Genomic DNA, 12,697 nt, shown 5'->3' on the forward strand with positions numbered 1-12,697 from the left:
TTATCCGAGCACATGCTGGAGTCCGTCGTTCTGATAGTGGCCGTCATCAACAGGCACGCCGTAGCCGGGCTCGGTCGGATCGGTGTGCGGTATTGAATCGTCGAGAAAAGCCACCGCTTCATTGACCAGCGCGTCGGGATCGTGCGCGGCCCATTCCGGATTGCTCGAAATCAGTCCGGATTGGAAAAGCGTTTCCTGGGAATATTGCTCGCCGCCGACATAGGTCCGGCCAAGGGAATCCAGATCGGCGATCGCCGCGTTGTTGATGAGTGCATTTCCCCCGGTCGAGATCGACCACGTCGCATCCGCGTGGGGATTGATGGCATTCAGCGCCAAGGCGATCTGGTCGCTGTCGCCGACGATGTTGGTCTGGCTGATATACTGGATGTTCAGCAAGTCACCGCTGATATAAAGAACCCGCAGCCCCGCCGTTCCTGCAAACGCCGGGTCGGTCAAGATGCCCTGGGAAATATCTCTTCCGCCGGCGGCAAAATCGTTGGCCGCATCCAGATAGGCCGAAGGCAGTGCGCCGAAGCGATCGGCGCCGCCGATATTGTAGATATGAGCCTGGTTCCAGAGCAGGTTTCCGGCACTGGATATCGTACCCCCACCGGTCGTTTCGAAACCGGTAACCGCGCCGACCACGTCGTTGTCGAACAATATGTTCGTCTGATGGATGATATTGGCATCGTACAGATTGCCGCCGATCAGGATCAGATCATAGGCCTGACTGAGCTCGTAGATCGAGACTTGGTTCACGCTGGTATTGTCGCCGGCGATGACCCTCGTCGTGGCGCCGGAAGACGACAGGATGCCGATGTCATTGTCGGACATGAAAATGTACTGTTCCAGCCAGTTGGCGATCAACAGATCACCGTGGATCTCAGTGACCGCCCAACTTCCGGGATAGCCGCCGCCGGCCTGGGCCGAAGCATTGCCACCTTCGGACGGATCGACCCTCTGGAATGTCGCGATGTTGAATATTTCATCGGGCGCACCGTCGTTCGTCCAGCCGCTGATGGCCGAAGTAATCGCGTCGGTATCCTGGAGAACATTGACCTGGATGACTACGTTGATCTCGAAGTGATTGCCAACCACCGCGGTTACCGTCGCGCCGGTCCAGATATTCTTGAGAACAGCGTCATTGACGACGGTATTGTTGCCGCCAACCAATTCCACCGAGGCTTCCACCTCGACCGAGCCGTCCGCATGGATGTAGACGTTGGATGGCTGAGCATCGTCCTCCGCATCGGCTTCATCACCGGCATCCGCGGCATCATCGGCTTCATCTTCGTCTTCGGCGAATGAATGATGGTCCTCCAGCTTCGGCGCCTCGTCGACGAGCATGCCGTTGACGTAAATGCCTTCGATCGTGGTGGAATGATGGACGAAAGCTTCCATGGGGCCGTCGGAATCGACCGAAAGGGCCTCCAACTGGCTGGCCACGGTCTTGATGATCTCGATAAGGTCCGCCGTGGACTTGGGCATCTCGAGATCGCCGATGGGCGCGTCCGCAAGAACATCCTTGGCCGTCTGCAGCAACTCGCCATTGTCGACCGGCGTCGGATTGAACGTCAGGCCATGTCCGCCGACGCCAAAACTGTCGTTGTCGGAAAGCGAGGCGGCCTGAACGATGAAGTTCGCAACCGAACCGGGAGGCTGTATCTCCCATATGAGCGCCTTGCCGTTTGCGTAGAGCGGGTACTCGTGCTGCGGCATCTCATGCCGGCCGTAGTACGTCTTGATGTCCACCGTGGGAATCGGTGGATGATCGTATCGGGCCGCGAAGTGGGGATGCCAGATCGGCGTGTAAGTGGCAGGCGCCTTGTAGACCACACCCGGATCGAATCCGAGCAGCTCGTAAGGCGCCTCGAAATTGGATTGGATCACTACGGATGTTGGGATGAATTGTTCGGGCGTATAGACCGTGAAATCCTGGTAGCTATCCCGCAGACGCGCATCCTCGACGTTCGTGTGGAAGAGGCCGATGAAATGAGCGATTTCCTCGGTGATTGTATCCATCGTCGTCATGACCGCTGCCTTTGTATCAGCATGCCTGCATCACAGGGCGTTCGGAATGAGGGGCTGCGCAGGAAGTCTGCGCAGTCCACGATGTGAAGGTCTCTGCTTGTGAAGCAGAGACCAATTGTCGGATTAGACACTCGCGTCGTCGTGGGTATCGTCGCCCGCCACCGTGCTGTGGAGACCGCCGCCAACGATCGTCATGTCGATCGCATTCTGCTGGAGGTTCGCACCCATCACGATTTCCTGGTTGAAGGCGTGGGTTTCGATGACAGCGTCGGCCGAAGCGGAACTCGTGCCGGTCACGAAACCATCGTCACCGTTGTGCGAGCCCCAGACGCCGCCGTCGCCGCCGGCTCCACCGGCACCGGTATAGGCCAGGCCGCCATCGCCGCCGGCAGCACCAGCGCCGCCGAATGCCCAGCCACCGACTGCGCCGCCACCGGTACCATCGGCCCATGCGCCACTGAGTGCCGCACCGCCTTCGCCAGCGCCGGATGTTGCGTCACCGCCGGTAGCATCGCCACTGGTAGCTGCGTCGGCCGTTGCTGCGCCACCGGTACCGGCAGCGCCTGCTGCGCCGTCGCCACCCAGCCCGGCACCAAGCCCGGCTCCGAACCCGGCACCAAGCCCGGCTCCGAGGGCACCGCCGCCATCGCCGCCATCACCGGCATCCGTGGCCTCGCCACCGTCACCGCCGGCACCGCCGGTCGGATCTCCGCCGGCACCGCCGGTGTTTCCGCCACCGGCACCGCCAGGGCCGCCAGCACCGCCGTCACCGTCGGCGAAGATCGGATTGATCAGGCCGAGGCTGCCGCCGATGGCAGTCGTCGCTGCACCGCCATTCGAATCTCCGCCGTCCCCGGCGTCGGAAGCATTGCCGCCGGTGGAGTTGCCGGAATTGCCGCCTGAGGAGCCATCGCCGGCCGTATTGCTGCCGCCCTGATCGCCGTCACCTGCAAAGGCGAGCCCGGCGCCAAGGCCCAGGCCAAGACCGAGGCCGAGACCAAGGCCGTCACCGCCATTGCCGCCGCGGCCACCAATGCCCTTGCCGCCATCGGCATCGCTCTCGGCATCGCCGCTGTCGCCGTCGCCGCCATCGGCATCGCCACCTTCGCCCTTGCCGCCGGCCGCAACGCTTGCAGCAAGGCCACCCAGGCCGTCACCGCCAAGCGCAAAGCCGCCGAGAGCGGTACCGCCGTTGCCACCGTCACCGCCATCGGCATCCGCGTGGCTTCCGCCATCACCGCCGCCGCCGCCGGTATTGATCCCGTCGGAGGCAAGCGCAATGCCGCCCTTGGCAGTGGGATTCATGTCGAACGACCCGTCATTGCTGACGCTGGCGCTTTCGAGCTTGTCATTGTCCTGGATGTTGGCGACCTGACTGATGACATTGCCGACATCGTTGCCCTCGCCGGTAAGGGCTTTATTGAGCACGTCATCGATGCGGATGTTGAACATCCCGTCGATGGAACTGTCCTTCATATCGACATCGGCAAAGTCGTCGTCCGTCGGCAGGTAGTCTTCGAAGTCAACACCAACTTCTACAGCGACGCCGACAGTGGTCTCATTGACGTTTTCGTTGAAGTTGCCGTTGAGGTTCAGGCTGCCATTACCGTTGAGGTTCAGGTTGCCGTTACCATTCCCGTTGCCATTGAGGTTCGTCGAATCGCTCGTCTGGCTCTGGTCGCTGTCCTGTTGCTGCTGCTGCTGCTGTTGTTCCTGCTGTTGCTGTTGCTGCTGCTGCTCCTGGCTATCAGGATCATCGACCAAGGTGTCGAATACGCTGCGTTTATCTACCATCACACAGTCCTCTTATGACTGCGACAGCGTGACCGCCATTCATCTTTTTGGGGGTCTTTGCTCGTCGCGGTTGAAATGAGTCGTTAGCCTCTGGCGTCAGGGCGCGCGTCAACGCGACCGTTTGCCGGTCTTTCTCTCGTGATGTCTGATTTTCTCTCTCTCCCCTAGTTTCCCGAGAGGCTTGGAACGAGAAGCGACATGAGTCGCCGGCTCGCCGCATCAGCGCCGACGAGCGTTCTTCGGCGCTCGTTCTTCGCATGCTTCGGGATGAAACCACTGTGTCCCGATTGCGGAGAAGAAATAAGGTAATATTTCGATTTAGCGCGACCTGATGAATACTACGTGAGCATAGTCAGATGGTTTAAATGTTCTAAGCAAGAAGACGTAGGCAGGCAGACAATGAAATTCGCCTTTTGTATGCAGCAACTCGTTTTGCACCGGAGGAAACGCTGCATGATCATGGTTCGTTCGGGTCAAAACGACCTTGCGACCCACATTCCGTCGCCGATTCGATCTATTCTGTAAATCCTTCGGTCTATTCCCACCATTCCGCTCTTGGTTTACCGTTCTGGCACAAGATCTTCGGAGCACCACTTTGCGTGTACTTTCGATCAACGACCGGAGGGCCTATCCATGCAAATTCCGCATGGTGTTTCACAACATGTCGGTCTGGATCTGGCAACAAACGCCTTGAAGAGAATGAATGCGATCCGAACACTCCTCTTCATCTGCTCACCGGGAACAATCTCCACCGCGATGACGGCGGCCATCGAAAGCGAGTTTCCGTGGCTCAGCGTCAAGACTGTGCCCGATCTGAAACTGGCCTCGGTGGAATTCGACAATCCGGTCCAGCTTGTGCTGGCGGACGTCCGCCTTGCCTCGGCTCTCGCCGAGTACTGGCCGGAGCTGGCCAGGCACCATCCTGCTGCTACCCTTGCGCTGATGGGTACCGATGACGGCGAGATAGCCTCCGATCATCGAAGGGCGAAAGAGCTTGAAAACGTCCAGGGCATTCTGCCGTTCAATGTCAATCTCGACGTCTTCCTGTCGGGCCTGCGGATCATATTGAAGGGTGGCACTTATTTCCCTTCCACGGGTTATCGGGCCCAGAGAAGCGCACCCCTGGAAGGCGAAGACCCGGCCGATCTCAAGCCAGCCGCGTATCAAACCGGCAAATCAGCGATCGAAAAACTGACAAAGCGTGAGAACGAAATTCTTGTCAGGATGGCCATGGGCAATCAGAACAAGATCATCGCGGCCGCATTGGGACTGTCCGAACATACCGTAAAGATTCATATCCACAACATTATCACCAAACTCGGCGTGCATAACAGAACGGAAGTCGTCGCTCTCTATTTTGAATATAGACGCAAGGATACGACGGGCAATGCAGGCGACACGAACCGCGGCCAGGACGGCCGCTCCCTCTCAGGCGACAAGTACTAGGCTCCAGGACATCCTGCTCCTGATCGGACAGCTGAATTATACCTGGACCAATACGGAAAGCCTGCTGATCCATATGATCGCAGGCCTGGCCAAGGTGGACAAGGAAACGGCGATCGTCATCTTCCTGACCTTGAATACGACCCGGGCCCGCGTCGATCTCGTGGAACGGCTGACCAAGATGCGCAAGACCGCGCCGGTCTGCCGCAAGGAAATCCTGGAGGCCACTCGTCGCCTCTCTGAGGAGGCCAAGCTCCGTAATAAGTACAACCACTGCATTTATTCGTTTGATCCCGACAGCGGTCGCAACATCACCCAATCGATGCGGATCTTCGAAAGCAGGGACGAGATCAAATACGGGAAGATCGAGGAACTCGACGCGCGCGAAATCGGCCGGATCCGGGAAAGCATCAATTCGCTCGTCGCGATCAACAGGATGTTCTGGGAAATCACCGAACGTTACGGTTTCCCCACCTGAACCCGGACGAGGCCTTACCCGAGGCCAGGTACCGCTATGCCGGGCAGGTAGCCGTTGAGAGCATCGGCCAGCGTGACGATCGATATGAGATGGCCGGCATCGTCAGTGATTGAAATCGCCCGCAAAGCCAAGGCTTCTCCTTGCTGAATATGCTCGACGACGAGATCTCTCATTCCGGATATGACTTCGGCTGTGGCTCTCTCGATATTGAGGAAGTCGAGGCCTTCGGTATCCGGAATAAAACCGTCTTTCAGATCGACGTTCAGGAAATATCTCACCATGGAACCCAACCTCCCGGGGATAGCGTGGCGGCCACTTGAAACTGCGAAATCCAACCCGCGGCAGAAGCGACGCTGACAACTTCCATGCGTCCGCCCCTCCATCTCCCAATCTGCGGTTAGGCTCGATCAGAACACTGGAGTATATATAAATAACCCACAGTCCCGGTCAATCTGGAATTGGCGGCTTACCATGGAACTTGGGCTTTAAATCCTCCCCGGACCACCGGTTTACGGGTGATCACCCAAGGCTGTTTGCGTGCCTCTCCGTCAGCCAGCGCCTTGCCGCATGCATGTTGATGCTCGCCCAATCATGGCTCAACGCCGAAACAAACAAGCTGTCCTTCTGAAGGATAATTTCCTCAAGATATCGCTGCAGCGCCGAAGCATCTCCGTCGTATTCCACCAGCCATGCCGTTCCGGATAACTTGCAGGTTACTAGCGGCTGAATCCTTTTCCGCGCCCGATTGTATGATTCCACCTTCTCGAATTCCAATATGACAAGAAACACCGCCATTCATCTCACCTCCAGGCGGGTGGAAACAAATGTTGGCGCATAAAGTTCCCTTCAGGAAACTGGGCAGGATCTTTTTTTGGGGGCGCACATTTTTCTCAAGGAAAATCTGCGTTCAGGTCCGCGTTTGCGCTGCATCGGAGCGCTCTGGGAAACCTTGGACCGATCTGAGCTCGGCGCCGAGCAGCCTTGGCAAGACCCGCACCACCTCCGGATATTTGTCCATGTCGTGGATCGCGAGACACTGGGGACATGGCATTTCAACCGCCCCGCAGCCGCAGCATCGGGTACCGGTATACGGTTTCGCAGGATGAGCTTCGCAAACCCAGCCCGTGTCCTTGCAGTCCCTGCACCTGAACATGAGCGAAAATCCTCTCTGATCCGCCGGAGCGGAGGATAACACGCACATGAGTCGCAGGCAGTTGCGCCAAATGGGCTATATCCATAGGCCTATCACCTTCATCGCCCGATGGAGGAAACAGGCCACTCCCAGGCGGAACGGCGCTCCATCCAGGTCCGCGACGATCGATTGCAGCCTCCGCCTCGGGCAGCGGCCTTTGCGGGGATGCGGCAAAGCCCGGGACCAGCGCATGCTCAAAATATCATCCAGTTGATCACCATCCTGATCCACGGCATAACCGGTCCGAACAGCCGGGACGTTTGAGATGGATGAAAAGTTCGATATCGGTGCACGCCTCAACGCCATGCGCGTTGCCGCCGGCCTTTCGCAGCGCCAGCTCGCCGAGCGGGCCGGCGTACCGCATGCTCAGATATCCAATGTCGAGACCAACAAGGTCAGCCCCTCCGTTTCGACGCTCCGCAAGATCCTCAGCGGCCTCGGCGTCGGCATGGGCGACTTTTTCGAGCCCGAACGCAGCCCGCCGAAAGGCCCGTTCTTTTCGGCGCACGAGTTGGTGGATTTGACATCACAGGTCGCCACATCCCCTATCTCGGGCGGCGACGGCAAGTTGATCTTCCGCCAGATCGGCGATGCGCGGGCGCATAACCTGCAGATCCTCCACGAAATCTACGAGCCGCATGCGGATACCGGTGAGACCCTTTTGCAGCATGCCTCCTCGGAGGGCGGCTACGTGGTCGAGGGCGAGCTGGAAGTGACGGTCGGCGACGACGTCCGCGTCCTAAAAGCCGGAGAAGCCTACCTCTTCGACAGCCGTGTGCCGCACCGGTTCCGCAATCTCTCGGACCGGCAGACGATCGTGATCTCGGCCTGCTCGCCGCCCTATCTCTGATTTTTCAAAACTCGCTTGCTCAAAATAATGAGCAAGACTATAGCTGGGTCATCGATTTCAGGGGATATCGTCATGACCGTTTCAGCAGATCTGCAGTCCCGCCAGAAAGCCGCCGTGGCGGGCGGCGTCGGAACCCGGGGCATCTTCGCCCGGAAAGCCTTGAACGCCGAACTCTGGGACGTGGACGGCAAGCGCTTTATCGATTTCGCCGCCGGCATCGCGGTCAACAATACCGGCCATCGCCATCCGGCAGTCATGCGCGCCGTCGCCGAACAGGCCGAGAATTTCACCCATACCTGTTTCCATGTCGCGCCTTACGAAGGCTACGTGAGGCTGGCCGAGCGGCTGAACGCGATGGCGCCGACCGGGGCCGAAAACCGCACCATGCTGGTGACGACCGGCGCCGAGGCGGTGGAGAATGCCGTGAAGATCGCCCGCGCCCATACCGGCCGCGCCGGCATCATCGCCTTTTCGGGCGCCTTCCACGGCCGCACCATGCTCGGCATGGCGCTGACCGGCAAGGTCATGCCCTACAAGAAGAATTTCGGCCCCTTCCCGGCCGATATCTACCACGCGCCCTTCCCCAATCCCTATCTCGGCTTCTCGACCGAGGAAGCAATCGCCGGGCTCGAACGGCTGTTCGCAGCCGATGTCGATCCCGAGCGGATCGCGGCCTTCATCGTCGAGCCGGTCCAGGGCGAAGGCGGCTTCCATGTCGCGCCGAAGGAATTCCTCGTCCACCTTCGCGCAGTCGCCGACAGATACGGCATCGTGCTGATCGCCGACGAGATCCAGGCCGGCATGGCGCGCACCGGCCGCATGTTCGGCTTCGAACATGCCGGCGTGAAGCCCGACATGATCACCATGGCGAAAGGCCTCGCCGGCGGCTTTCCGCTTTCGGCCGTCACCGGCAGAGCCGAGATCATGAATGCGGCCCATCCAGGCGGGCTCGGCGGCACCTATGCGGGCAACCCGCTGAGCGTCGCTGCCGCCAATGCCGTGCTCGATGTGATCGAGGATGAGAAGCTCTGCGAGCGCGCCGCCGAAGTCGGCCGCCGGATCACCGAGCGGCTAACGGCGATCGCCTCCCGCCAGGGCATGGAACAGATTGGCGAGGTGCGCGGCCTCGGCGCCATGGTAGCGTTCGAACTGGTCGAGGACCGCCAGTCGAAAGCGGCATCTCCTGCCCTCACCAACCGCATCGTCGCAGAAGCGGAAGCTCGTGGCCTCATCCTCCTGTCTTGCGGAACGCGCCTCAATGTGATCCGTTTGCTGCCGCCGCTCACCATCGAATGGGAGGTTCTGGAGGAAGGGCTCGCCATTCTCGAAGCTTCGGTCGAAGCCGCATTTTCCGAAGCGACCGCTTCGGCGGCTGCCTGAGCGAACCAAGTCATTCCGACCGCGGAGACCGTTCGGGCTCCGCGGTGATTTTTGGCTAAGGTCGCCCGCGGGCGTACCGCAAGGATTGAGGAAAAGCGCATGAACGGCGCCGATATGCTGTGTGACGTCCTTCTGGTGAACGATATCGACGTCTGTTTTGCCAATCCCGGGACCTCGGAAATGCATTTCGTCGCAGCGCTCGACCGCAAGCCGGCGATGCGCTGCGTGCTCGGCCTGTCGGAAGGCGTCGTGACAGGTGCTGCCGACGGATATGCCCGCATGGCGGATAAGCCGGCCGCGACCCTGCTCCATCTCGGCCCCGGCCTAGCCAACGGTCTCGCCAATCTCCACAATGCCCGCCGCGCCCGCACGCCGATGCTGAACGTCGTCGGCGACCACGCCTCCTATCACCTCGAATATGACGCGCCGCTCACCAGCGACATCGAAAGCCTGGCCCGGCCGATGTCCCATTGGGTCGGGCGCGCCACCGGCGCCGCCGATATCCGCCGCTGCACCGAAGAAGGTTATGCCGCAGCGCTGGCCAATCGCGGCGTCTCGACCATGATCCTGCCCGCCGATGCGGCCTGGGGCGAGGTTTCGCCGGAAACGCTTGGCCCCGCCGCAATCCCGGCACCGCCGAAGATCGACCCCGAAACGCTGAAAGCCTCGGTCGCCGCTCTTCGCAGCGGCAAGCGCGTCGTGATCCTACTGGCGGGCCAGGCCTTGCGGGAAAGGCCGGTCGAAACCGCTGGCCGCATCGCAGCCGCCACCGGCGCGGTACTTTTCTCCACCTCGTCCGGTCGCAGCGCCCGCGGCGCCGGCCGTGCGCTGGTCAGGCCCGTTCCCTACAAGATCGACCTCGCGCTCGAGGCGCTCAAGGACTTCGAGGTCGCCATCTGCATCGGCGGTCCGCGACCGGTCACCTTCTTTGCCTATCCCGGCAAACCGAGCACCACCCTGCCACCCTCCTGCGAGGTCATCCAGCTCGCCGAACACGAACACGACCTCGCCGAGGTTCTCGCAACGCTCGCTGAATCACTCGGCATCAGGCCGGATGCGGATTTCGTCCGCAATCGGTTCACCCAGAACGACATCCAGGTGCCGAGCGGCGCGCTGACGCCCGACGCCATCAGCCTCGCCATCGGCCGCCGCCTTCCGGAAAATGCCGTCGTCATCGATGAGGGCCTGACCTCCGTCGGGCAATATCCGGTCCTGGCATCGGGGCTCCCCCCGCATGAGCACCTGCCGATCACCGGCGGCGCCATCGGCATCGGCATTCCGCTCGCAGCCGGCGCCGCGATCGGAGCGCCTGATCGCAAGGTCATCGCAATGCAGGCGGACGGCAGCGGCATGTACACGGTGCAAGGCCTGTGGACCCAGGCACGCGAACAGCTCGACGTTGTCACCGTCGTCTTCGCCAACAGCGCCTACCGCATCCTTCAGGGCGAAATGACCAATGTCGGCGTCAACGCCTATGGCCGCAACGCCCAGCGCATGCTCGATCTCGACGCGCCAAAGCTCGACTGGTGTTCGCTTGCCAAGGGTCTCGGCGTCGAAGCTGGCCGCGCGACGACGATCGAGGAGTTCGTCAAGCTGCTCGACGGGGCGCTGAGCCGCAAAGGCCCGTTCCTGATCGAGGCCGTCATCGACTGATCACCGCGGACCGCAACCGTTACATCGCGACCAGATGGCCCGGTGAAACGGTCTTGTAGTCGAGCGGGTTGACCTTGTAGTCCACTGAACGGATCGGGCTCTTGAGTTCGTCGCTGGCGACCAACCGTTTTTCGCGGCGGCGATCGGGATCCGGCACCGGCACGGCAGCCATCAGTTTCTTCGTGTATTCGTGCTGCGGATTGCCGAACACCGAGGCGCGCGGGCCGATCTCGACGATCTCTCCGAGATACATCACCGCGACACGATGGCTGACCCGCTCGACAACGGCCATGTCGTGGCTGATGAACAGGAAAGCGAGGTTCAAGCTCTGCTGCAGGTCGAGCATCAGGTTGATCACCTGGGCCTTGATCGACACGTCGAGCGCCGAAACGCTTTCATCCGCGACGATCACCTTCGGTTCGAGCGCAAGCGCCCGGGCGATGCAGATGCGCTGGCGCTGGCCGCCGGAGAACTCGTGCGGGTAGCGGTTGACCATGTCGGGTGTCAGCCCGACCTTGCGCAGCATGTCGGCAACCACGTCCTTTGCCTGTTTCGCCGTCCCCATCCTGTGTTCGAGATAGGGCTCGGCGATCGCCTGGCCGATCGTCATGCGCGGGTTCAGCGAGGCAAACGGGTCCTGAAAGATCATCTGCACGGATTTGCGCATCTCGCGCATTTCGCGTTTATCGAGTGCCAAGACGTCGCGCCCCTCGACGACGACCGAACCGGCATCCGGCTCGATCAGCCGCATGATCGCTCGGCCCGTCGTCGACTTGCCGCAACCGCTTTCGCCGACCAGCGACAGCGTCTCGCCGGCATGCAGGTCGAAGGAGACGTTCTCGACCGCGTGCACCCGTCCGCTCACGCGACCGAACAGGCCGGAATGGATGTCGAAACGCTTGGTGAGGTTTTTCACCTCCAGAACCGGCCGGTCATTGGCGGCCACCGTGTCGGCGACCTCGACCTGGACATCGGATTCCCCGGTCGCCGCGTTGACGACGGGAAACCGCAGCGGCCGCTCGTATTTCTGCATCGAGCCGAGCACCGGCACGGCGGCGAGCAACGCCCGCGTATAAGGATGTTTGCCGCGGTGGAAGATGTCGGGCGTAACGCCCGTCTCCACCTGCTCGCCGCGATACATGACGATCGTCCGGTCGGCGACTTCGGCCACCACGCCCATGTCGTGGGTGATGAACAGGACGGACGTCCCCTCCTCCTCCTGCAGCATCTTGATGAGGTCGAGGATCTGACCCTGAATGGTGACGTCGAGCGCCGTCGTCGGTTCGTCGGCAATCAGCAGCTTCGGCTTCGAAGCCAAGGCCATCGCAATCATCACGCGCTGGCGCATGCCGCCCGAGAACCGGTGTGGATATTCGTCGAAACGCGAGGCAGCGGAGGGAATACGCACCTTCTCCAGCAGCCGGATCGTCTCGGCCCTCGCCTCGGCCGCCGACATCGCCTTGTGGCAGAGCAGCGCCTCGGAAATCTGGTCACCGATGGTGAAGAGCGGATTGAGGCTCGTCATCGGCTCCTGAAAAATCATCGCCACGTCGTTGCCCCGCACCTTGCGCATCTCGTGTTCGGGGAGCGCCAGGAGATCGCGCCCGCCGAGCATGATCCTGCCCTCGATACGGCTCGTGCCTTCCTGCAAAAGCCGCATGATCGAAAGCGAGGTGACACTCTTGCCGGACCCACTTTCGCCGACGATCGCGACGGTTTCGCCGGGGGCGACCGTGAAGGAAACGTCGCGCACGACCGTTTTCCACTCGCCGTCGACATTGAACGAGGTCGTCAGGTTCTCGACGGAGAGGACGGGCTGAGCGGACTGGACGGCTTGTGCTTGCGAGATGGCCATGATCGTTCCCTTTTTATTGTC

General features: G+C 61.0%; 10 protein-coding genes. 5 read left to right on the top strand and 5 right to left on the bottom strand.

Annotation, left to right across the window (positions count from 1 at the left end):
* Positions 1–2,031, bottom strand: a complete 2,031-nt coding sequence (locus ACSQ8R_RS16360; RefSeq protein WP_436254355.1) for a hypothetical protein — start codon at positions 2,029–2,031, stop codon at positions 1–3.
* Between the two features lie 123 nt (positions 2,032–2,154).
* Entirely contained in the window at positions 2,155–3,825 is a 1,671-nt protein-coding gene (locus ACSQ8R_RS16365) for a hypothetical protein (protein ID WP_436254356.1), read from the bottom strand.
* A 633-nt stretch (positions 3,826–4,458) separates the two neighbouring features.
* Here ACSQ8R_RS16365 and ACSQ8R_RS16370 point away from each other — a divergent pair.
* The gene (locus ACSQ8R_RS16370) at positions 4,459–5,271 is read left to right on the top strand and encodes a response regulator transcription factor (protein WP_436254357.1); all 813 of its coding nucleotides are present in this window, start codon (positions 4,459–4,461) and stop codon (positions 5,269–5,271) included.
* Positions 5,213–5,746 carry a hypothetical protein gene (locus ACSQ8R_RS16375; protein WP_436254358.1) on the top strand — a complete coding sequence of 178 codons (534 nt, stop codon included), beginning with the start codon at positions 5,213–5,215 and terminating at the stop codon, positions 5,744–5,746. The genes ACSQ8R_RS16370 and ACSQ8R_RS16375 overlap by 59 nt, the downstream gene beginning before the upstream one ends.
* A gap of 14 nt (positions 5,747–5,760) precedes the next feature.
* Here the strand turns inward: ACSQ8R_RS16375 and ACSQ8R_RS16380 are convergent, their stop codons facing one another.
* Positions 5,761–6,027: a DUF6894 family protein gene (locus ACSQ8R_RS16380; protein ID WP_436254359.1), complete on the bottom strand. Its 267-nt coding sequence runs from the start codon at positions 6,025–6,027 to the stop codon at positions 5,761–5,763.
* 238 nt (positions 6,028–6,265) lie between these two features.
* Complete coding sequence (locus ACSQ8R_RS16385) at positions 6,266–6,541, bottom strand: hypothetical protein (protein WP_436254360.1); 276 nt, start codon at positions 6,539–6,541, stop codon at positions 6,266–6,268.
* A gap of 662 nt (positions 6,542–7,203) precedes the next feature.
* Here ACSQ8R_RS16385 and ACSQ8R_RS16390 point away from each other — a divergent pair.
* From ACSQ8R_RS16390 to ACSQ8R_RS16400, 3 genes are all read left to right on the top strand, one after another.
* A complete protein-coding gene (locus tag ACSQ8R_RS16390) occupies positions 7,204–7,788 on the top strand; it encodes a cupin domain-containing protein (RefSeq protein WP_436254361.1) in 585 nt (194 codons plus the stop codon).
* A gap of 72 nt (positions 7,789–7,860) precedes the next feature.
* A complete protein-coding gene (gene gabT, locus ACSQ8R_RS16395) occupies positions 7,861–9,168 on the top strand; it encodes a 4-aminobutyrate--2-oxoglutarate transaminase (protein ID WP_436254362.1) in 1,308 nt (435 codons plus the stop codon).
* A 99-nt stretch (positions 9,169–9,267) separates the two neighbouring features.
* Positions 9,268–10,821 (top strand): acetolactate synthase large subunit, encoded by a 1,554-nt coding sequence (locus ACSQ8R_RS16400; protein ID WP_436254363.1) that lies wholly within the window; start codon positions 9,268–9,270, stop codon positions 10,819–10,821.
* A gap of 19 nt (positions 10,822–10,840) precedes the next feature.
* Here ACSQ8R_RS16400 and ACSQ8R_RS16405 read toward each other — a convergent pair whose 3' ends face one another.
* Entirely contained in the window at positions 10,841–12,676 is a 1,836-nt protein-coding gene (locus tag ACSQ8R_RS16405) for an ABC transporter ATP-binding protein (RefSeq protein WP_436254364.1), read from the bottom strand.
* Between the last annotated feature and the right edge of the window lie 21 nt (positions 12,677–12,697).

The organism is Neorhizobium sp. LjRoot104, from assembly GCF_964253725.1.
In the GTDB taxonomy this organism is placed as follows: Bacteria; Pseudomonadota; Alphaproteobacteria; order Rhizobiales; family Rhizobiaceae; genus Neorhizobium.